This window comes from Ancylobacter sonchi, from assembly GCF_018390695.1.
Taxonomy (GTDB): domain Bacteria; phylum Pseudomonadota; class Alphaproteobacteria; order Rhizobiales; family Xanthobacteraceae; genus Ancylobacter; species Ancylobacter sonchi.
Genome location: NZ_JAHBGF010000046.1, coordinates 544,486 through 564,735, shown reverse-complemented (window position 1 = coordinate 564,735; position 20,250 = coordinate 544,486). Strand labels below are relative to the sequence as shown.

Annotated in this window: 17 protein-coding genes; 13 read left to right on the top strand and 4 right to left on the bottom strand. The window is 70.3% G+C overall.

All coding sequences use genetic code 11. The features are described from left to right. Window positions 1-20: 20 nt before the first annotated feature. Window positions 21-755 (top strand): (5-formylfuran-3-yl)methyl phosphate synthase, encoded by a 735-nt coding sequence (locus tag KHC28_RS26830; protein ID WP_214011422.1) that lies wholly within the window; start codon window positions 21-23, stop codon window positions 753-755. A 637-nt stretch (window positions 756-1,392) separates the two neighbouring features. Next, window positions 1,393-2,796, top strand: a complete 1,404-nt coding sequence (mgtE, locus tag KHC28_RS26825; protein ID WP_214011421.1) for a magnesium transporter — start codon at window positions 1,393-1,395, stop codon at window positions 2,794-2,796. A 70-nt stretch (window positions 2,797-2,866) separates the two neighbouring features. On the opposite strand, the gene KHC28_RS26820 is transcribed toward mgtE, so the two are convergent. Beyond that, window positions 2,867-3,079: a DUF1059 domain-containing protein gene (locus KHC28_RS26820; protein WP_214011420.1), complete on the bottom strand. Its 213-nt coding sequence runs from the start codon at window positions 3,077-3,079 to the stop codon at window positions 2,867-2,869. A 218-nt stretch (window positions 3,080-3,297) separates the two neighbouring features. Here KHC28_RS26820 and KHC28_RS26815 point away from each other — a divergent pair, with 218 nt between their 5' ends. The 4 genes from KHC28_RS26815 to KHC28_RS26800 are packed head-to-tail and all read left to right on the top strand — an operon-like array spanning window position 3,298 to window position 7,199. Then, the gene (locus KHC28_RS26815; RefSeq protein WP_214011419.1) at window positions 3,298-4,314 is read left to right on the top strand and encodes a beta-ribofuranosylaminobenzene 5'-phosphate synthase family protein; all 1,017 of its coding nucleotides are present in this window, start codon (window positions 3,298-3,300) and stop codon (window positions 4,312-4,314) included. Between the two features lie 37 nt (window positions 4,315-4,351). After that, window positions 4,352-5,248, top strand: coding sequence for a methylene-tetrahydromethanopterin dehydrogenase N-terminal domain-containing protein (locus KHC28_RS26810; protein WP_214011418.1), 897 nt, complete (start codon window positions 4,352-4,354; stop codon window positions 5,246-5,248). Between the two features lie 8 nt (window positions 5,249-5,256). Beyond that, entirely contained in the window at window positions 5,257-6,381 is a 1,125-nt protein-coding gene (locus KHC28_RS26805) for an ATP-grasp domain-containing protein (protein ID WP_214011417.1), read from the top strand. After that, the gene (locus tag KHC28_RS26800; protein WP_214011416.1) at window positions 6,378-7,199 is read left to right on the top strand and encodes a triphosphoribosyl-dephospho-CoA synthase; all 822 of its coding nucleotides are present in this window, start codon (window positions 6,378-6,380) and stop codon (window positions 7,197-7,199) included. The genes KHC28_RS26805 and KHC28_RS26800 overlap by 4 nt, the downstream gene beginning before the upstream one ends. Here the strand turns inward: KHC28_RS26800 and KHC28_RS26795 are convergent. Then, window positions 7,189-7,860: a HisA/HisF-related TIM barrel protein gene (locus KHC28_RS26795; protein WP_214011415.1), complete on the bottom strand. Its 672-nt coding sequence runs from the start codon at window positions 7,858-7,860 to the stop codon at window positions 7,189-7,191. The two genes, KHC28_RS26800 and KHC28_RS26795, sit on opposite strands and share 11 nt — an antisense overlap. Window positions 7,861-7,888: 28 nt before the next feature. Here KHC28_RS26795 and KHC28_RS26790 point away from each other — a divergent pair, with 28 nt between their 5' ends. Genes KHC28_RS26790 through folB form a run of 3 tightly spaced genes read left to right on the top strand, consistent with a single transcriptional unit; the run spans window position 7,889 to window position 10,283 of the window. Next, window positions 7,889-8,851 (top strand): ATP-grasp domain-containing protein, encoded by a 963-nt coding sequence (locus KHC28_RS26790; RefSeq protein ID WP_214011414.1) that lies wholly within the window; start codon window positions 7,889-7,891, stop codon window positions 8,849-8,851. Beyond that, window positions 8,848-9,891, top strand: a complete 1,044-nt coding sequence (locus KHC28_RS26785) for a hydantoinase/oxoprolinase family protein (protein WP_214011413.1) — start codon at window positions 8,848-8,850, stop codon at window positions 9,889-9,891. The genes KHC28_RS26790 and KHC28_RS26785 overlap by 4 nt, the downstream gene beginning before the upstream one ends. A 26-nt stretch (window positions 9,892-9,917) precedes the next feature. Beyond that, window positions 9,918-10,283: a dihydroneopterin aldolase gene (gene folB / locus KHC28_RS26780; RefSeq protein ID WP_214011412.1), complete on the top strand. Its 366-nt coding sequence runs from the start codon at window positions 9,918-9,920 to the stop codon at window positions 10,281-10,283. 5 nt (window positions 10,284-10,288) lie between these two features. On the opposite strand, the gene KHC28_RS26775 is transcribed toward folB, so the two are convergent. Then, window positions 10,289-11,515: an acyltransferase family protein gene (locus KHC28_RS26775; protein WP_281419191.1), complete on the bottom strand. Its 1,227-nt coding sequence runs from the start codon at window positions 11,513-11,515 to the stop codon at window positions 10,289-10,291. Between the two features lie 206 nt (window positions 11,516-11,721). On the opposite strand from KHC28_RS26775, the gene pepN reads away from it, so the two are divergent. Together pepN and KHC28_RS26765 are read left to right on the top strand one after the other, a co-directional pair. Continuing rightward, window positions 11,722-14,370, top strand: a complete 2,649-nt coding sequence (gene pepN, locus KHC28_RS26770; RefSeq protein WP_214011410.1) for an aminopeptidase N — start codon at window positions 11,722-11,724, stop codon at window positions 14,368-14,370. Between the two features lie 104 nt (window positions 14,371-14,474). Then, on the top strand, window positions 14,475-15,878 hold the full coding sequence (locus KHC28_RS26765) for a sensor domain-containing diguanylate cyclase (protein ID WP_214011409.1): 1,404 nt from the start codon (window positions 14,475-14,477) through the stop codon (window positions 15,876-15,878). Window positions 15,879-15,899: 21 nt separating this feature from the next. On the opposite strand, the gene KHC28_RS26760 is transcribed toward KHC28_RS26765, so the two are convergent. Further along, entirely contained in the window at window positions 15,900-16,439 is a 540-nt protein-coding gene (locus KHC28_RS26760) for a formaldehyde-activating enzyme (RefSeq protein WP_214011408.1), read from the bottom strand. Between the two features lie 271 nt (window positions 16,440-16,710). On the opposite strand from KHC28_RS26760, the gene KHC28_RS26755 reads away from it, so the two are divergent. Then, window positions 16,711-19,059: a PAS domain-containing sensor histidine kinase gene (locus KHC28_RS26755; protein WP_214011407.1), complete on the top strand. Its 2,349-nt coding sequence runs from the start codon at window positions 16,711-16,713 to the stop codon at window positions 19,057-19,059. 60 nt (window positions 19,060-19,119) lie between these two features. After that, complete coding sequence (locus KHC28_RS26750; protein ID WP_214011406.1) at window positions 19,120-20,247, top strand: NAD(P)/FAD-dependent oxidoreductase; 1,128 nt, start codon at window positions 19,120-19,122, stop codon at window positions 20,245-20,247. Window positions 20,248-20,250: the final 3 nt, after the last annotated feature.

Genomic DNA, 20,250 nt, shown 5'->3' with positions numbered 1-20,250 from the left:
ATGCGATGGAACCGGGCCTCATGAGCCGCCACGTCTCGCATCTCCGTCCGGTCGTGCCCGGCGCGGCGCCCGGCCTGCTCGCCAGCGTCGCCGATCTCGCCGAAATGCGGGCCGCCATCGCCGGCGGCGCCGACATCGTCGACCTCAAGCAGCCGGCGTTCGGCGCCCTCGGCGCCTGGAGCTCCGAAGCGCTCGAAGCGGCGATGATGCTGTGGAACGCCTGCGGGCCCGATCGCCCCGCGCTCAGCGCCACCGCCGGCGACCAGCCCATGGTGCCGGCCATCCTGGCCAGCGCCTGTGCCCGCGTCGCCGCCACCGGGGTGCCGATCGTCAAGGCCGGCCTGTTCGCCAGCCCGCATGCCGCCGCCTGCATCGCGGCGCTGGCGCCGCTGGCGGCCCGGACCCGTCTCGTCGGCGTGCTGTTCGCCGACCAGGATCCCGATTTCTCGCTGATCGCCGACGCCGGCGCCGCCGGCTTCTTCGGCATCATGATCGATACCGCCGACAAGAAGGCGGGCCCGCTCACCACCCATCTCGACCCGCTCACCCTCGGCCAGTTCGTCGAGGAGGCCCGCCGGCACGGCCTGATGACCGGCCTCGCCGGCTCGCTCACCTTCGACGACATTCCCACGCTCGGCGGCGTCGGCGCCGACTATCTCGGCTTTCGTGGCGCGCTCTGCGCCGATGGCCGCACCGGTCGCCTCGATCCGGTGAGGCTCGCCCAGGCGCGGGCGCTGGTGCGCGCGCTCGGCTGAGCCGCGCTTCCGGCGGCACCGCCGCCGACACTGCCGCGCACCCGAAATCTCCCTCCATCGATCTGGACTCAGCAGCCGGAGTGAATTACCGTTCCGTTAAGATAAAAATTCGAAACAAATTACGGAGGAATTCGATGCGAATGGAACAGGACGATATCAGCGGCAGTCGCTCCTTCGGGGGCTTCATCTCCATCGCGGCCGTGCTGCTTCTGCTGGTCTGGTTCTTGATCTGACCATGGCCCGTTGGCCGGCTGCCGCGCGACGGCTACCGGCATGAGAGTGCGGCGACAGCGTTTTCGCTATCGCCGGCCTGCCCGAGGCTGCGCCGAAGCGCCGCGCCTCCCCTCCCGACACTCCCCCGCACGGCCGCCCATACGCGCCTGATGCCTCAGCGTCGGCCGACCGCTGGGATGAGGCTTGACAGAAACGCGGGCCGGGTTCAGTGAAACCGTCATGATGCAGTGCATCATCGATGCAATGCTCTCCACAAAGATCAAGATTCAACACATGCCCAGCGACAGTGACAGTCGATCGTCCGGCCCGTGGTGGCCGGCGCCCGTGAGCCGACCGCAGGCATGACCTAGCACTCGGCTCGCTGCGCCGCCCTCCCGGGACGGACGGTGGAAAGTGAGCCGAAATGGACGATATCCGCAACACGGCCGAAGACCGCCGCGACGATCCCCGTCGCGACGACGAATTCGTGGACGCCGCCGCCCTCGCGGCGGAGCTTGCCGAAGAACACCCCGCCGACATCGCCGAGGCCCTCGACGACGAGGAGCCGGAAGTCGCCTCGGCGGTGCTCGCCAGCCTGCCGCGCGAGAAGCAGATCGAAATCCTCGACCTGCCCGATTTCGATCTCTCCAGCGATCTCATCGAGGCGCTGCCGGTCGAGGAGGCGGTGCGCCTCATCTCCGAGCTCTCCGCCGACCGCGCCGCCGACCTGTTCCGCTGGATGGAGGAGCCGGCGCGCTCGCACCTGTTCGCCCGCCTGCCGGCCGCGACGCAGGCCGAGCTGAACCGGCTGCTCTCCTGGCCCGAGCACACCGCCGGCAGCCTGATGACCACGGAGTTCGTCTCCGTCCCCTCCAGCTGGACGATCGGCGACACGCTGCGTCACATCCGCGCCATCGAGCGCACGCGCGAGACCATCTACGCCATCTATGTGCTCGATCCCGAGACCCACAAGCTGCTGCAGGCGGTGACGCTGCGCCGGCTGATCATCGGCGAGCCGCAGCAGCCCATCCTGTCCGCCGCCCCGGCACACGACCCGATCACCGTCGATCCGCTGATGGACCGCGAGGAGGTGGCGCGGCTCATCTCGAAATACGACCTGCTCGCCGTGCCGGTGGTCGATGCCAACGAGCAGGTGCTCGGCATCGTCACCGTAGACGACATGATCGACGCCATCATCGAGGAAGGCACCGAGGACGCGCAGAAGTTCGGCGGCATGGAGGCGCTGGACGAGCCCTATATGGAAATCGGCTTCCTCGACATGCTGAAGAAGCGTGCCGGCTGGCTCTCCATCCTGTTCCTCGGCGAGATGCTCACGGCAAGCGCCATGCAGCATTTCGAGGACGAGCTGGAGCGCGCCATCGTGCTCACGCTGTTCATTCCGCTGATCATGAGCTCGGGCGGCAATTCCGGCTCGCAGGCGACCTCGCTGATCATCCGCGCGCTCGCGTTGCACGAGATCAAGCTCGGCGACTGGTGGCGGGTGGCGCTGCGCGAGCTTCCCTCCGGCCTGGTGCTCGGCGCCATTCTCGGCACGCTCGGCATGACGCGCATCACCGTCTGGCAGCTCGCCGGCTTCCACGACTATGGCGAGCACTGGGTGCTGGTGGCGGCGACCGTCGGCTCGGCGCTGGTGGCCATCGTCACCTTCGGCTCGCTGATCGGCTCGATGCTGCCCTTCGTGCTGCGGCGGGCGGGCTTCGACCCGGCGAGCGCGTCGGCGCCGTTCGTCGCCACCTTCATCGACGTCACCGGCCTCGTCATCTATTTCAGCGTCGCGCTTGCCATCCTGCACGGCACGCTGCTGTAGCGCCGATGGCCCGGTATCCGTCTCCGCGGCATCCCGTCCCCGCCGCATCAGGGGACGGGATGCCGTGATGTCACGCCGCTCGCGGCGCAGCGGCCGGCGGCGTGCCGCGGTGGATGACCTTCTTCATCTCGCCGCGCAGCTCCGGCGTGTCCTTGTGGCCGTGCATGGCGACGGCATGCTGCACCGCTGCTTCCATCAGCTCGCCTTCGGTGTCGGCGGCCATCGCGAGCGTGCACTTCTTGTCGCTGGGCATTTCCCGGCAATCGATGAAATAGCGTCCCATATGCGCCTCCCTTGTCAGGGCGCCGCGCGGGTCAATCCCATCCTGCGGTCGGCATCCACCGCAGGGCGGCACCGTCCGGAGAGGCTACGCCCGTCGGGGGAGCCGGGCAAATCACGAAGCGCCGTCGTCGCGGGCTCCGGCCTTCCCGCCGCCCACCGGCAAATGGTCGCGCCCGGTTGCCCCTGGCGGCGGCGGGGCTCTACCATGACGGGGAGGAAATGCCCGTGAACGAAAATACCACGCCCATCGCCCACCCCGACCGGCCGACCCATGCGAGCGGGGTGCGCGTCATCGCGCCGGCCCGGCTGCATCTCGGCTTTCTCGACCTGTCCGGCAGTCTCGGCCGCCGCTTCGGCAGCCTTGGCCTCACGCTCGACCAGCCGACGCTGTCGCTGAGGATGCAACCGGCCGACGCGCTCGTCGCGACCGGGCCGGATGCCCCCCGCGCCCGCGCCGCCGTCGAGCGGGTGGCGGCGGCCTTCGATCTCGATCCGCGCGTCGCCGTCACGGTGGAGCGGGCGCTGCCGCCGCATGCCGGGCTCGGCTCGGGCACCCAGCTGGCGCTGGCCGCCGGCTCGGCGCTCGCCACGCTGCGCGGCCGGCCGCTCGACGCCCGCACCCTCACCGATGCGCTCGATCGCGGCGCCCGCTCGGGCATCGGCATGGGCGCCTTCGCGCAGGGCGGCGTGCTGCTCGACGGGGGCAAGGCGGCCGGCCATCACGCCCCGCCGCCCATCCTCGCCCGCCATCCCTTCCCCGCCGGCTGGCGCATCCTGCTCGCCTTCGACGACACCGCGCACGGCCTCAGCGGCAGCGAGGAAGTGTCGGCGATGAACGCCCTGCCGCCCTTCGAGGAGGCGCTCGCCGGCCATCTGTGCCGCCTGACGCTCATGGTCGCCTTGCCGGCGCTGGTCGAGGAAGACTGCGCCGGCTTCGGTGCCGCCGTCGGCGAGATCCAGGCCCGGCTCGGCGATCACTATGCCCGCGCTCAGGGCGGGCGCTACACCAGCCGGGATGTCGAGGCCGCCATGGAGCTCGCCGCCGCCGAGGGCGCCACCGGCGTCGGCCAGAGCTCCTGGGGCCCGACCGGCTTCGCGCTTGTCGCCTCGCCCGACGCCGCCGAGCGGCTGGCGACACGGCTGCGCCAGCGCTTCGCCGACCGGCCGAACCTGTCCTTCACGGTCGCGCGCGGCCGCAACACCGGCGCGCGCACCGACTGGCTCGCCGCCGACTGACGCCCCACCCATCGCCACTTGCCGGGAGAACCACGGAATGGACGAGCACGCGCCGATCCTGCACATCGTCTCGCCGCTGCGCCACATCAGCCCCTTCGACGTCAACATGGCGGTCGATGCCGGCTACGCGACCATCCTGCCCTACAGCCAGGTCGCGCTGGAGGAGATCGGCGAGTTGGTGCAGGACATGATGTTCTCGCGCCCGCCAGCCGGCGCGCCGCGCACCGGGCTGTTCATCGGCGGCAAGGACGCCGCGCTGGCACTCGACATGGCGGCACGGGCGCAGGAAGTGCTGTTCCCGCCATTCCAGATCTCGGTGTTCGTCGATCCGGCGGGCGCCTTCACCACCGCCGCCGCCATGGTGGCGGAAGTCGAGCGGCATCTGCGCGCCGTCCGCCCGCAGGGGCTGGAACATGCGAAGGTGCAGGTCTACGGCGCCACCGGCGTGGTCGGTGGCATTGCCGGCGTGCTCGCCGCCCGCGCCGGCGCGCAGGTGACGCTGGTCAGCCATCGCGACATCGAGACCGTCGAGGCCAAGGCCGCCGACTTCGCGCACCGCTTCAGTGTCTCGCTCGCCTGCGCCTCCGCCCGCAGCGAGGAGGACAAGCGCGAGCTGCTGGTGGAGGCCGACGTCGTGCTCGCCTGCGGCAAGGCCGGCGTCGAGATCCTGTCACCCGAAGCGCTGGCGGCCGCCTCCTCGCTCAAGGTCGCCGCCGACATCAATGCGGTGCCGCCGGCCGGCATCGCCGGCATCGACGCCATGGCAAATGGCGTGGCGCTGCCGGGCGGGGCGCGCGGCATCGGCGCGCTGACCATCGGCCAGCTCAAATATCAGGTGCAGCACGAATTGCTGAAGCGCATGCGGGTCGCGGAAGGCCCGCTCGACATCGGCGTCGAGGTCGCCTTCGACCTCGCCCGGTCGCTCGCCGCCTGAGGCCTGCCATGCCCGACATCGTGCTCGCCGCCCTGTCCGCCCGTGCACTCGCGGCGGCGGCGCGGCGCGCCGGCCTCGAACCGCTGGTGCTCGACCTGTTCGGCGACGAGGACACGCGCGAACTCGCGGCGCAGATGGTGGCACTGCGCCGCCGCGACGGCCTTGCCATCGATGCCGACGACCTGCTCGCGCAGCTGGACCTGCACGCCGCCTCCGCCGCCCCCCTCGTGCTCGGTTCCGGCTTCGAGGCGACGCCGGATCTCGTCGACCGGCTGGCGGCGCGCGGCAACCTCGCCGGCAATGGCGGCGCGGTGCTGCGGCGGCTCAAGGACCCGTTCGCGCTGAGCGGGTTGCTCACCAGCCTCGGCATTCCGCATCCGCGTGTCTTCGCCGACGTGGCGCCGACCGGCGTGGACACGCTGGAAAAGGCCATCGGCGCCTCCGGCGGCGGCCATATCCACCCGGCGCAGCGGGTGCACGGTCCCGGTCATTACCTGCAGGAGCACATCGAGGGACGCTCCGTCTCGGCGCTGTTCCTCGCCGATGGCCGCGACGCCCGCCTGCTCGCCTTCTCCGAGCAATGGTGCGCGCCGGACGCCGCCTCGCCCTATCGCTATGGCGGCGCCGCCGGCCCCATCGCGGTGCCGCCCCATGTCGAGTGGGAGGTGGCGCAAGCGCTCGCTCATCTCGCCGGCTCGACCGGGCTGATCGGCCTCGCCAGCGCCGACCTCATCCTGTCGCACGAGGGCTGGAGCCTCATCGAGATCAACCCGCGTCCGGGGGCGACGCTGGACATTTTCGACCGCCCGCCCCTGCCGCCGCTGCTGCGCCTGCATCTCGACGCCTGCGCCGGCCGCCTGCCGGACCTTTCCCCCCTGCATCCCGACCCGCAGGCCGGCGCCCGGGCGGCCGGCATCCTCTACGCGCCGATGAGCTTCGAGATGCGGCTCGCGCCGCTGCCGACCTACACCGCCGACCGGCCCGCCCTCGGCACCCGGCTGCATCCCGGCGAGCCGGTCTGCACCGTGTTCGGCGAGGGCCGCGATGCCGAGGAGGCGCGCGGCGTGATGCTGTTGCGCATGGACGCGCTGTGGGACGCCATGCGGCGCGCGGCAAGCGGGGCGCGGCCATGACCATGGTCGACATCGAAGCCGCCTTCGGGCGCGCCTGCCTCGCCGAGCTCGATGCGCTGAAGCCCGGCAATGTGCATCGCTTCGCGGCCGGCCATGGCATGGAGGTCGCTCATTTCGAGGCCGCCGCCCGCGCCGCCGCGCCGTGCATCGCCCGGCCGGGCGAGCGGGTCGGCGCGCGGGTCGAGGCGGCGGTGGCCGCCTCGCTGGCGGTCGCCGGGCTCAACACCAATCTCGGCATCCTGCTGCTCTGCGCGCCGCTGGCGGCGGCGGCCGAACGACCGGCGCCGCTGCGGCAGGCGCTCGGCGAGGTGCTGGCGACGCTTGACCTTGCGGATAGTGCCGCCGTGTTCCGCGCCATCGCCGCCGCCAGTCCCGGCGGGCTCGGCCGGCGCACCGATCACGATGTCGGCGCCCCCGCCACGATCGGCCTCGTCGAGGCGATGCGGCTCGCCGCCGGCGAGGATCGTATCGCCGCGCAATATGTCGGCGGCTTCGCGGATGTGTTCGATATCGGCGTCGACCGCCTGCGCGCCCTTCCCGGTGCCGAGCCGGAGGCGCGCACGGAAGCTGCCTATCTCGCCTTCCTCGCCGCCTTCCCCGACAGCCATATCGGCCGCAAGTTCGGCCGCGCCATCGCCGAGGAGGTGCAGGCGGATGCGCAGGCGGTGGCCGCCGGCATCGACTGGCTGGCCCCGGCGGCGCGGCGCCACCCGCCGCTCGCTGCCTTCGACGCCCGCCTGAAGGCGCGCGGGCTCAACCCCGGTACCAGCGCCGACCTGACGGTTGCCAGCCTGTTCGCCGCCGCGCTCAGCTCATGAAGCCGGCAATGTCGGCGGCGCCGAGCCGGCCGTCATGCAGCGCGCTCGCCACCAGTACCCCGGCGACGCCGATATCCCGCAGCCGGCGGAGATCCTCGGCGTCGCGCACCCCGCCGGCGGCATAGACGCGGCGCTCTCCCGCCCGCCCCAGCACGTCCCGCAGCCGGTCGTAATCGGGGCCGGCATCGCCGCCGACGCGGGCGAGCGTCATCACGATCACCTCGTCCGGCCACAGCTCGGCGCGCTCATGCAGCTCCGCCGGCCCGCGCCGACCGGCGGTGTCATGGTCGAGCGACAGCACGGTCGGTCCCTCGCGCAGCGCCGCGAGGCCGCTTGCCGCATCCACCATCGATTCGGTGCCGAGCACCCGGTGCAGCCGCTCCCCTTCCAGCCGCGCCGCGCCGGCATCGATCCACAATCGCCCGAACAGGTCTGCCAGTTGCGCCAGCTCGGACCGGTGCGGCTCCCGCCCGGCGATGGCGTCGAGGTCGGCGACATAGAGCGTGCGGAACGGCGCAAGCGTACGCAGCGCCCGGGCGATGTCCGCCGGCGCCGAACCCGCGCAGAGGCCGGAGACGATGGGACGATAATTCGCACGGTCGCCGCGCCGCGCATGCACGACGGCGCCTCCCATCAGGTCGATCACCGGTATAAGTTCCACGCCGATACGCTCCGCCGCGAAGGGTTCCATGCAGGTTCTGGTGTGCGAGTTTGTAACCGGAGGCGGGCTCCGGGGCGAAGCGCTTTCGCCCTCGCTCGCCGCCGAGGGTGCGCTGATGCGCGACACGCTGGTCGGCGATCTCGAGGATCTGCCCGGCATCCGCGTCATTACCACGCACGATGATCGCCTGCCGCCGCCCCCGCGCGGCAATAGCCGGCCGCTCGCCGCCGGCGATGACGCGGTGGCGGTCTGGGCCGAGCTCGCCGTCGGCGCGGACCTCGTCTGGCCGATCGCTCCGGAGACCGGCGGCGTGATGGAGGCGGTCGCCGCGCGCCTGCGCCGCCACAGCCGCCGCGTCCTCGCGCCGGATACCGAGACGCTGCGCCTGTGCGCCGGCAAATACGCCACCGCCGCCCACCTCGCCGCCGCCGGCATCGCGGTGGTGCCGAGCTGGCGCCCCGCCGAGGTGCCGCCGGAGGCTGCCGGCGTTCTGGTGGTGAAGCCCGACGACGGCGCCGGCAGCCTCGACATCCGACTGTGCCCGCGCGAGGAGGCCGTCGCCGCCGGCGCCGATGTTGTCGTCCAGCCCTATGTCGCCGGCGCGGCCGAAAGCCTCACCCTGCTCTGCCAGTCCGGCCGCGCGCAGGTGCTGAGCGTCAACCGCCAGCATGTGGAATGCGCGGGCGGGCGGCTCGGCTTCCACGGCGTCACCGTCGGCATCCGCCCGCCCGGCGTAGTCGAGGCCGGGCTGGCGCAGGCGATCCTCGATGCGCTTCCGGGCTTGCATGGCCTCGTCGGCGTCGATTATCTGGCGACGCCCGCAGGGCCGGTGGTGGTGGAGGTCAATCCACGGCTGACCACCTCCTATGCCGGCCTGCGGCGGGCGCTCGGCGTCAACGTTCTCGCCTTCGTCGCCGATCTCATGCGCGACGGGGCGGTACCGGCGCTGCCGCGTCTTCCCCCGCCTGTTCCGGTTGAGGTGCTTGTGTGACGACGATTACGCGTTTGGGCTGGGATGTCGGCGGCGCCCATGTGAAGCTCGCCGCCTTCGGCGAGGATGGCCGGCTCGCCGCCGTGCGCATCGCCCCCTGCCCGGTCTGGAAGGGCGCGCACCATCTTGCCGAGGCGCTGCGCAAGCTGCGCGCCGAGTTCCCGGCCGGCATTCCCTCCGCCGTCACCATGACCGCCGAGGGCGCCGATCTCTGGCCGGACCGCCATGCCGGCGTGGTCGGCACCGCCGCCGTGCTGATCGAGGAACTCGCCGGCGCGCCGCTGGCGCTGTTCGCCGGACCGGAGGGCTTCGTGCCGGCCGACCAGGCCGCAACCTATTCCGCCACCATCGGCTCGGCCAACTGGTACGCCACCGCCGCCGTGCTGACGCATCTGCTGCCGGCCGGCGTGCTGGTCGATATCGGCTCCACCACCGCCGACCTCATCGCCTTCGGCGAGGGCCGGGTCGAGGCACGCGGCTTCTCGGATGCCGAGCGGCTCGCCAATGGCGAACTGCTCTATACCGGCATCGTGCGCACCCCGGTAATGGCGCTCGCCGAACGCGTGCCCTTCGCCGGGCGCCTGGTGCCGCTGATGGCCGAGCTCTACGCCACCACCGCCGACATCTACCGCGTGCTCGACGTGTTGCCCGACGATGCCGACCTGCACCCCACCGCCGATGGCGGCGAGAAGAGCGCAGGGGCCAGCGCCCGCCGGCTGCTGCGCATGGTCGGCGAGGATCTCACCGTGGCGAACCAGTCGCGCGCGCGGCGCCTCGCCTATCATCTGAGCCAGCAGCAGCTGCATCGCCTTGCCGGCGCGCTCGATGTGGTCGCCTCGGCGCGGGAGGAGGATGTCGGACTGGTGGTCGGCGCCGGCATCGGCCGCTTCCTGTCGCGCCAGCTCGCCGAACGGCGCGGCGCTGCCTATCTCGACCTTGCCGACGTCCTCACCGACGACCCGGCGCTTGCCGGCCCGGCTGCCGACTGCGCGCCGGCGGTGGCGGTCGGCCTCTTGTCCGCCGCTCTGGCGCCGGGCTAACCACAAAAACAATCGGGAGCGCCTTCATGTCCGACCGTATCTTCCTGCGCGGCATCGAGCTGCACGCCTATCACGGCCTCTATGAGGAAGAGGCGCGGCTCGGCCAGCGCTTCGTGATCGACGTCGACTGGTGGCTCGACGCCCATTCCGCCGCCGCCCATGACGATTACGCCGAGACCGTCGGCTACGAGAAGGTGTTCGAGACGGTGCACGCCATCTCCTCCGGGCACCGCTTCCACATCATCGAGGCTTTCGCCGAGGCGATCGCCGCCGAGATCCTGCGCCGCTATGGCCGCGTCGAGCGGGTACGGGTCGAGGTGCACAAGCCGAACGCGCCGATCCCCGGCGTGCTGCGCGACGTCGGGGTCGAGATCGTCCGCCAGCGCGGCTGAACGGGTCAGCGACGGCGGACGCGCACAGGCACCGGCTCGCCATAGCGCGTCGCCCCGCGCGCCGCGGGCAGCAGGCTCCTCGGCTGTTCCTGCGCCCGCGCCAGCCGCGCGAAGCGGTCGCGCCAGGGCACCTCGACCAGCCGGAACGTCAGCGCCGCCAGCGTCACCACCAGCGTCACCACCAGCGCCATCAGCGTGGCGGCGCCGGCCGGGCCGATGGCATAGAGCTGCTTGGCGACGCCGTCGACCGCCACTTCCTGCCGCAGGGCGACGCCGGCGAGCTCGCCATAGGCCCACAGGCCGTAGCTCACCACCAGCACCAGCACCGGCATGTGGATGAGGTAGATCGAGAACGACCAGCGCCCGAGCGCCTGCAACGGGGAAAGCCGCATCAGCCGCGAGGCCAGCCCACCCTCGCGCGCAAACACCAGGATCGGCACGGCGAAGGCCAGCGGCGCCAGCACGCTCAGTGCATGCGCCTTGTCCGGCCCCCGGCCGGCGGCGACGATGAACGTCGCCGCCAGCGCCAGCGACGCCACCTCGCAGAAGGTGGCGAAGGGCAGTTGCCGGCCGCGCAGCGCCGCGTGCAGGTGATAGGCGCCGACACCGGTGAAGAAGCCGGCGATGCAGCGCAGGAGGCCGAAATCGGCAGTGGAATTCATATAGGCCGGCGCGAACATCACGATGACCAGCCCCGCCGCCACCGCCAGCGCGGACGCCACCAGCAGCAGCTTGCGCCGTGCGACGAGCACCACCAGCGCGAACAGTATGTAGGTGTAGAATTCCGCGCCAATGCTCCAGGCCGGGCCGTTCCAGGCGGAGCCGTACAGCCCCATGGAATTGAGCAGGAAGGCATTGAGCAGCAGCGCCCGCAGCGAATAATTGCCGCTGCCGGCATCGATCAGCAGCCTGTCGGGATGATGGCCGACGACGTTGATCGCCATCACCGCCAGCATCATCGCGAACAGCACCGCCAGATGCAGCGGCCACAGCCGGCCGATGCGGCGCAGCAGAAACCCTACGAACTGCCGCCGGTCGCCGATGCGGTCGCGATAGGCGTGGCAGACGACAAAGCCCGACAGGACAAAGAAGAAGTCGACGAAAAGATATGAATTCAAAACAAATTCATTCTGCAAGAACGGCGTATTGACGATAAATATGAAGTGATAAACGACGACCATGACGGCACATATGCCGCGCCAGGAGTCGAGAACCTCGAATCTTTCGCCCATCGCGGCAGAATTCATGCCTCATACCTCTCAGGTACCATCCTGCCGCCCGAATCATCAGCCATAAGACTGGCGGCACTCACCCCGAGCGCTAACGAAACAATGTGGCGAGAGTTCCGTTTTCAATTCGCCGTCCGCGACGCCGGGGGGACTTCCGGTCGTCGCGCCGACGTTCTACAGCTTGATCCTCGTGCATGCGGGAGTGAGCGATGATGCGTGATGCCGATCCGAAGCCTGTCCGTCTCGCGGATTACCGGCCGCCGGACTGGCTGGTCGATACCGTCGATCTCGACATCAGCCTCCACCCCACCGCGACGACGATCCGCGCCCGGCTCGCCATGCGGCCGAACCCGCTCGGCCGGGAGGGCTCGCCCATCGTGCTCGACGGCGACGAGCTGGTGCTGAAGTCGCTGGCGCTCGATGGCGCGGCGCTGGCGGGCAACGCCTACAGCGTCACCCCGTCCTCGCTCACCTTGCTGGCGCCGCCGCAGCAGCCGCTGGTGCTGGAGATCGAGACCCAGCTCGATCCCTCCGCCAACACCAAGCTGATGGGCCTCTACCGCTCCAGCGGCACCTACTGCACCCAGTGCGAGGCCGAGGGCTTCCGCCGCATCACCTATTTCCCGGACCGGCCGGACGTTCTCGCGGTCTACACCACCCGCATCGAGGCCGACCGGGCCGAGGCGCCGGTGCTGCTCGGCAACGGCAACAAGGTCGAAGAGGGAGAGATCCCCGGCACCTCGCGGCATTTCGCGGTGTGGCACGATCCGTGGCCGAAGCCCTGCTACCTGTTCGCGCTGGTCGGCGGCCGGCTCGATCGCGTCGGCGACCATTTCGTCACCGCCACCGGCCGCGAGGTCGATCTCGGCATCTATGTCGAGGCCGGCAAGTCGGCGCGCGCCGGCTACGCCATGGACGCGCTCAAGCGCTCCATGCGCTGGGACGAGGAAGTGTTCGGCTGCGAATACGATCTCGACGTGTTCAACATCGTCGCCGTCGCCGATTTCAACATGGGCGCGATGGAGAACAAGGGCCTCAACATCTTCAACGACAAATACGTGCTGGCGAGCCCGGAGACCGCGACGGATTCCGACTATTCCAGCATCGAGGGCATCATCGCCCACGAATATTTCCACAACTGGACCGGCAACCGCATCACCTGCCGCGACTGGTTCCAGCTGTGCCTGAAGGAAGGCCTCACCGTCTTCCGCGACCAGGAATTCACCTCCGACGAACGCTCTCGCCCGGTGAAGCGCATCATGGATGTGCGGCTGCTGAAGGCCTTCCAGTTCAGCGAGGATGCCGGCCCGCTCGCCCACCCGGTGCGGCCGAGCACCTATCGCGAGATCAACAACTTCTACACCGCTACCGTCTACGAGAAGGGCGCCGAGGTGGTGCGGATGCTGAAGACCCTTCTGGGGCCGGACGGATTCCGCAACGGCATGGACCTCTATTTCGAGCGCCATGACGGCGAGGCGGCGACCATCGAGGATTTCCTCGCCTGCTTCGCCGACGCCACCGGCACCGATCTCGGCCATTTCGCCCTGTGGTACGCGCAGGCCGGCACGCCGCAGCTCACCGTCACCGGCGAGTGGAACCCGGCGGAGAAGAGCTACCGGCTCGACGTCGAGCAGTCGGTCCCGCCGACGCCCGGCCAGCCGGACAAGCAGCCGCTGGTGATCCCGCTCGCCATCGGCCTCGTCGCGCCTTCGGGCGAGGACCTGCCGCTCACCCTCACCGACGGCTCCTCGCCGGCCGGCGGCGTGCTCACCGTCGACACTGCCCGCGCCAGCTTCGTGTTCCGCGACGTCGCCGAGCGGCCGGTCGCCTCGCTCAATCGCGGCTTCTCGGCGCCGGTGCGGCTGGTCAGCAACCTGTCGACCGAGGATCTCGTCTTCCTCGCCCGCCACGACCACGACCCGTTCAACCGCTTCGAGGCGGTGCAGACCATCGCCTTCGCCTATCTGATCGAGGCGACGCAGGCGGCGCGCTCCGGCCGCAACCTGCCGGGGCCGGAGGCGCTGATCGCCGCGATGGGCGCCAGCCTCGCCGATCCCGCGCTCGATCCCGCCTTCATCAGCCAGGTGATCCTCGTCCCCTCGGAAAGCGACATCGCCCGCGAGATCGGCCAGGACGTCGACCCGGACGCCGTCAACGCGGCACGCGGCACGCTGCGCCGCGCCATCGGCACCGCGCTCGCCGACCCGCTGGCGCATGCCTTCGAGCGCTTCGCCGCTCCCGGTCCCTATTCGCCGGACGCCGCCTCCGCCGGGCGGCGGGCGCTGCGCAATGCCTGCCTCAGCCTGCTCGCCGAGGCGGGGACCGGCGAGGGCGTCGCCCGCGCGCTCGGCCTCTACCGCGCCGCCGACAACATGACCGACCGGTTGCAGGCGCTGACGACGCTGGCGCATTACGCGCCCCAGCATCGCGACGAGGTGCTGGCCGACTTCTACGAGCGCTTCCGCGACGACCCGCTGGTGATCGACAAATGGTTCGCGCTGCAGGCGCAGATCGCCGAGCCGGGCACGCTGGACCGCATCCGCGAGCTGACCGGGCATCCCGCCTTCTCGCTGCGCAACCCCAACCGGGTGCGGGCGCTGATCGGCAGCTTCGCCGCCAGCAACCCGACGCAGTTCAACCGCGCGGACGGCGCCGGCTACGAATTCCTGGCCGACACCGTGCTCGGGCTCGACGGCTCGAACCCGCAGCTGGCGGCGCGGCTGCTCGGCGCGTTCAAGAGCTGGCGCCTGCTGGAGGCCGGCCGGCGGGCCAGGGCGGAGGCGGCGCTGCGCCGCGTCGCCGGCAAGCCGGGCCTGTCGCCGGACGTCACCGACATCGTCAGCCGCTCGCTGGCGTGAGGCAATCGCCGGCCGCGCGCCGGGCCTAACTTCCACCGTGCGTGAGAATGCAGCCGTGCTAGTGTCGTCGTAGTGCAGCGCAGCAAGGAAGACCGTCGGTCGCCATGGGCGAGAGGCAAATCGGTGCGTTCGATCCTGGTTCCGCGCCCACAGGCGGGTCGGCCTACGAACACGCGCCGGTCGGCCTGTGCACGCTGGACGGCCACCGCCGGATCCTCTCCTGCAATCGCCGCTTCCGCGAGCTGATCGGCGCGACCGACGCCGACCTCGCCGGCGGCCCGCTCGCCGACTGGCTGCCCGGCGCCGGCACCCTGTTCGACCGCCTGGCGGCCGGCACATCGGGCGAGGCCGATCTCGCCGTCGGGCGCCCCGGCGAGCCGCGTGTGCTGCGCCTCAGCGCCACCCGGCTCGAGGCCGGGCTGTCGCTCGCCCTCTCCGACGTCACCGCCGCGCTCGACGAGCAGGAGACGCTCCGCCAGGCCGTCGAACGGTCGAGCTTCGCGCTGGAAAGCGCCGGCCAGTGGGTCTGGGACTATGACATCGTCGAGAACCGCGTCTGGCGCTCGCAGCAGTGGAAGCGCGCGCTGGGCTACGCGCCCGACGAACTCGCCGACCAGGACGAGCCCTGGCGCATCGTGCACCCTTCCGACCGCAAGATCGCGCAGGCAGCCATGGCACCGATCCTCGCCGGCACGCGCCGCGATTTCGAGGCCACCTATCGGCTGCGCCACAAGGATGGCGGCTGGCGCTTCATCCTCAGCCGCGGCAAGGTGATCGCTCATACGCCGGACGGCCGCCCGGCCCGCATGCTGGCCACCAGCGTCGACATCACCCCGCAGAAGGAGGTCGAGCGCGAGCTGGAGGCGACCATCCGCCAGCGCCGGCAGCTGGAGCATGACCTCATCTCCGCCAATCGCCGGCTGCAGCTCTTGGCGGAGATCGACAGCCTCACCGAGCTGCCCAACCGCCGCAAGTTCGACAAGTGCCTTGAGCGCGAATTCCGGCGCACGCGGCGCGAGCGGCCGAGCCTCGTGCTGTCGATGCTCGACGTCGATTATTTCAAGTCGTTCAACGACCTCTACGGCCATCAGGCCGGCGATGACTGCCTGCGCGCCGTGGCCGAGGCCTTGCAGCAGGTCGGGCGGCCGACGCGCGACATCGTCACCCGCTATGGCGGCGAGGAGTTCGCCGCCATCCTGGTCGACATCGACCTGGACGAGGCCATTGCCGTCGCCCGGCGCATGGCCGAGGCGGTGGAGCGGCTGGCGATCCCCCATAGCGGCAGCCCGTTCGGCCGGGTGACGATCTGCATCGGCCTCACCCTGTTCCGCTTCGGCCAGCAGCGCCGCCTGCGCACGCCAGACCAGCTCGTGCAGGCCGCCGACCGGGCGCTCTACGCCGCCAAGGAAGCCGGGCGCGATCGCATCGCGGTCGCCACCCGGCTGGAGGAAGGCCGCGTCGAGACCCGCATCGTCGGGCGCGACACCGAGGCCGCGCCCGCCGACTGAGGCCGGTCAGTACTCGACCACTCAGTACTCGACCACGCCGTCCAGCGCGTAGTGCTTGACGCTCTTGCGGTTGGCGATCAGCTCGTCCGCCGTCGGCTTGCCGGTCAGCGCCCGCTCGATGGCGATCTTCATCGCCTCGTGGTTGGTGCGGTAGAGATCCTTGAGGTCGAGGTTCGGATCCTCCGGGCAGCGGGGGTCGAGCCAGACCATGACGATCATGCACAGCTCGTCGGCCTGGTCCTTCGGCAGGATGCCCTCGGCGAGGCAGTCGACGATGGCGTCGCCGATCGCCGCCTGCACCACGCCGCCCAGCAGCTCGACATAGGCGGCGGAGGGGATGGTGACCTTGGAGGTCATCATGGTCGCCGGCCGCACCATCTGGTTGAGGTCGCGGATGACGAACATGCGGGTATGGCCGGCGACCTGCCCCATCATGGAGGCGAAGGCCTGTCCGGCAGGGCCGCGAACCGAGCCGATGAGGATCTCCGGCATCGCGTCGGTGAACTGGCCTTCGGCCGCGAGCACCGTCGCCTCGCCGGTGCGGAACCAGATATCGGTCATGATTTTTCTCCCTTCGGGGGCCTGTATCCTGCGGCCATAGCATCCCCGTCGGACCACCGTCCATGCGTCCGATGCGCCATCCCGGCGTAACTGTCTGGGACGACTCGACTTGATGCCGGGGACACCCCTTAAAGTTGCTGAATCGTTAACTTGACTCTCAGGGACTCTGGACAGGAAGGGGCCGTTTCGATTCAAATCAGGGGTGATTCGGCGGGCAGGGATGGGCCGCCGGGCACTGGATCAGGGCAAGTGTGTTAGGGGGAGGCCGGCGATGGCACGCGCCAACGCTGCGGGCGCGTCTGTGCGCGTTCAGGCCATGCGCGGCCTGGCACGCTCGGTCGCTCGACCCGCCTATCAGCGGCTTGTCGATGCCGAACCCTTCATGCGTCGGGCGGTGCCGGCGCTCATCGTCGCCTTCATCGCCATCGTCGCGGTCGCCGCCGTGGTGCAGATCCGCGCCTATCGCACCGATTCCATCACCGACGCCAAGGACGAGCTGGCGCTGTTCACCCTCGCCGTCGCCAGCGAGCTGCGCCAGCATCAGGGCCAAGGCGCCGGAAGCGTCGATGCCGTCACCCTCACCGCGACGCTGAAGGCCAGCCTGCCGGTCCGGGCCGCCGAAGCCCGCCGACGCTACGCCATCGCCGATGCCAGCGGCAATGTGCGCGCCGCCAGCAATGACGACCCCACCGTCGTCGACGACATCCGCTTCGTCCTCGCCAATGTCCAGGCGCTCACCATTTTCGCCGAGAGCGCGGGCGTGCTCGACGTCACGCTGAGCGATGGCCGCGACGGCCTCGCCACCGTGCGCAACATTCCCGGCCAGCCGTTCCAGCTGATCGCGATCCAGCCGCTCGCCGGCGCGCTGTCGACCTGGCAGTCCGACACCATCCTCACCGTCACCCTGCTGTCGACCACCGGCGGCGTGCTGCTGATCCTCGGCTTCGCCTTCCACTGGCAGGCGACGCGGGCCCGCGAGGCCGACGGCATCTACGACACGGTGCGCGCCCGCATCGACACCGCTCTCTCGCGCGGCCGTTGCGGCCTGTGGGACTGGGACATGGGCCGCGGACGCATGTTCTGGTCGGAATCGATGTTCGAGATGCTGGGCCTCGCGCCGCGCGACGAGCTCGTCTCCTTCGGCGACGTCTCCGGCCTCGTGCATCCCGACGACGTCGATCTCTACGACGTCGCCAAGGAGATCGCCGACAAGCCGGGGCGCATCATCGAGCGCGTGTTCCGCATGCGCCATGCCGACGGCCACTGGGTGTGGCTGCGCGCGCGAGCGGAAGTCGTCGCGCAGGAGAATGGCGAGCCGCCGCATCTGGTCGGCATCGCCGTCGACGTCACCGAGGAGCGCCGCCTCGCCGAGCGCACCGCCACCGCGGACATGCGGCTGCGCGACGCCATCGAGAGCATCTCCGAATCCTTCGTGCTGTGGGACAGCTCCAACCGGCTGGTGCTCTGCAACTCCAAGTTCCAGACGCTGCACGGCTTCGTCGACACCACGCTGGCCCCCGGCACGCCATTCGACACCATCGCCACCCAGCTGCGGCAGCCGGTAGTGCGCATCCCTCTGCGCTCCGAGGACCGGCCGGAGGAAGGCGCGCGCTCCTTCGAGGCGCAGATCGAGGGCGGACGCTGGCTTAAGATCGCCGAGCGCCGCACCAAGGATGGCGGCTATGTCTCGGTCGGCACCGACATCACCGCGCTGAAACGCCACGAAGAACGGCTGATGGACAGCGAGAAGCGGCTGATGGCGCTGGTCGCCGATCTGCGCAAATCGCAGCAGACGCTGGAGATGCAAGCACTGCAGCTCGCCGAACTCGCGCAGAACTACGCCGACGAGAAGACCAAGGCCGAGGACGCCAACCGCGCCAAGTCCGAATTCCTCGCCAATATGAGCCATGAGCTGCGCACGCCGCTCAACGCCATCATCGGCTTCTCCGAGCTGATGGAAAGCGGCCTGTTCGGTCCGCTCGGCAGCGCGAAATACAACGAGTACTGCCGCGACATCCGCGATTCCGGCCGCTACCTTCTCGACGTGATCAACGACATCCTCGACATGTCGCGCATCGAGGCCGGCCGCATGCAGCTCAGCCTGCAGCCGACCAAGCTCGACGAGATCGTCACCGACGCCATCCGCGTCATGTCGGTACGGGCCGACGAGAAGCACCTCGCCGTCGTCTCCGAGGCCGACCCGGAGCTGGTGGTCGAGGCCGACCGGCGGGCGCTGAAGCAGATCGCGCTGAACCTGATCTCCAACGCCATCAAATTCACCCCCGAACATGGCCGCATCACGCTGCGCACCCGCCGCACCACCCAGTCGGCGCTGCTGGTGATCGAGGATACCGGCATCGGTATCCCGAAAAGCGCCCTCGCCAAGATCGGCAGGCCCTTCGAGCAGGTCGAGAGCCAGTTCACCAAGACGCACAAGGGATCCGGCCTCGGCCTCGCCATCGCCAAGTCGCTGGTCGAGCTGCATGGCGGCACCATGCGCATCCGCTCCTCCGAGGGCGTCGGCACCACGGTGATCATCCGCCTGCCGCTGAACGGCCGCCCCGGCCTTCACTATCGCAACGCCGCCGGCGAATTGTCGGATGGGACCGAGGCAGGCTAGTTTCGGCCTTCTAGCGCTGGCCTCCCAGTTTTGGCCTCATCGTCCACCGGATCGTCCTTCATGCCCGCACTCTCCATCGCCGAAGCCGTCCCCGTCGATTGCGTGGTCGCGGGAGCCGGGGTGGTCGGGCTGGCGATCGCGCGGGCCTTGGCCCTCGCCGGCCGCGAGGTGCTGGTGCTGGAGGCCCATGGCCTGATCGGCTCGGAGACCTCGGCCCGCAACAGCGAGGTGATCCATGCCGGCATCTACTACAAGCCGGGATCGCTGAAGGCCCGGCTCTGCGTCGCCGGCCGCGACGCACTCTATGCCTATTGCGCCGAGCGCGGCATCGGCCACAGGCGGTGCGGCAAGCTGATCGTCGCCAGCGGCGAGGCGGAGATCGCGAAGCTCGAAGGCATCCGCGCCCAGGCGGGCGCCTGCGGCGTCACCGATCTCGCGCCGCTGGACCGTCAGGCGATTCGCGAGATGGAACCGGCACTTGCCGCCGACGCGGCGCTGCTGTCGCCCTCAACCGGCATCATCGACAGCCACGGCCTGATGCTCGCACTGCAAGGCGACATCGAGGATCGCGGCGGCGCCATCGCCTTCAACGCCCCGATCCTCGGTGGCGCGGTGGCGGACGACGGCATTCTCCTCGACGTCGGCGGCGCCGAACCGATGACGCTCCTCGCCGCGACCTTCGTCAATTCGGCCGGGCACGGGGCCGTCCCGCTAGCCAACGCCATCGAGGGGTTCGATCCAAGCCACGTGCCGCCCGCCTATCTCTGCAAGGGCTCCTACTATTCCCTGCCCGGTCGCGCGCCCTTCTCGCGGCTGGTCTATCCGGTGCCGGAGGCGGCCGGGCTGGGCGTCCACCTCACGCTCGACCTCGGCGGGCAGGCGCGCTTCGGGCCGGACACCGAATGGGTCGAGACGGTCGACTACGATGTCGATCCCGCCCGCGCCGAGCGCTTCTATGGCGCGATCCGGCACTATTGGCCGGCGCTACCGGACGGTGCGCTCATCCCCGCCTATGCCGGCATCCGGCCGAAGATCACCCCCCCGGGAGCGCCCGCCGCCGATTTCCGCATCGACGGGCCGGCGGAGCACGGCGTGCCGCGGCTGGTGAACCTGTTCGGCATCGAATCCCCCGGCCTCACCGCCAGTCTCGCCATCGGTGATCTGGTCGTGGAAAAGCTCGCCCGCTGAGAC

What these genes read in the sequence shown, in the direction of transcription:
- KHC28_RS26830 (WP_214011422.1), top strand. Translation starts at nt 21, where the DNA reads ATGAGCCGCCACGTCTCGCATCTCCGTCCGGTCGTGCCCGGCGCGGCG.
- mgtE (WP_214011421.1), top strand. Translation starts at nt 1,393, where the DNA reads ATGGACGATATCCGCAACACGGCCGAAGACCGCCGCGACGATCCCCGT.
- KHC28_RS26820 (WP_214011420.1), bottom strand. Translation starts at nt 3,079, where the DNA reads ATGGGACGCTATTTCATCGATTGCCGGGAAATGCCCAGCGACAAGAAG.
- KHC28_RS26815 (WP_214011419.1), top strand. Translation starts at nt 3,298, where the DNA reads ATGCCCGTGAACGAAAATACCACGCCCATCGCCCACCCCGACCGGCCG.
- KHC28_RS26810 (WP_214011418.1), top strand. Translation starts at nt 4,352, where the DNA reads ATGGACGAGCACGCGCCGATCCTGCACATCGTCTCGCCGCTGCGCCAC.
- KHC28_RS26805 (WP_214011417.1), top strand. Translation starts at nt 5,257, where the DNA reads ATGCCCGACATCGTGCTCGCCGCCCTGTCCGCCCGTGCACTCGCGGCG.
- KHC28_RS26800 (WP_214011416.1), top strand. Translation starts at nt 6,378, where the DNA reads ATGACCATGGTCGACATCGAAGCCGCCTTCGGGCGCGCCTGCCTCGCC.
- KHC28_RS26790 (WP_214011414.1), top strand. Translation starts at nt 7,889, where the DNA reads ATGCAGGTTCTGGTGTGCGAGTTTGTAACCGGAGGCGGGCTCCGGGGC.
- folB (WP_214011412.1), top strand. Translation starts at nt 9,918, where the DNA reads ATGTCCGACCGTATCTTCCTGCGCGGCATCGAGCTGCACGCCTATCAC.
- KHC28_RS26775 (WP_281419191.1), bottom strand. Translation starts at nt 11,515, where the DNA reads ATGGGCGAAAGATTCGAGGTTCTCGACTCCTGGCGCGGCATATGTGCC.
- pepN (WP_214011410.1), top strand. Translation starts at nt 11,722, where the DNA reads ATGATGCGTGATGCCGATCCGAAGCCTGTCCGTCTCGCGGATTACCGG.
- KHC28_RS26765 (WP_214011409.1), top strand. Translation starts at nt 14,475, where the DNA reads ATGGGCGAGAGGCAAATCGGTGCGTTCGATCCTGGTTCCGCGCCCACA.
- KHC28_RS26760 (WP_214011408.1), bottom strand. Translation starts at nt 16,439, where the DNA reads ATGACCGATATCTGGTTCCGCACCGGCGAGGCGACGGTGCTCGCGGCC.
- KHC28_RS26755 (WP_214011407.1), top strand. Translation starts at nt 16,711, where the DNA reads ATGGCACGCGCCAACGCTGCGGGCGCGTCTGTGCGCGTTCAGGCCATG.
- KHC28_RS26750 (WP_214011406.1), top strand. Translation starts at nt 19,120, where the DNA reads ATGCCCGCACTCTCCATCGCCGAAGCCGTCCCCGTCGATTGCGTGGTC.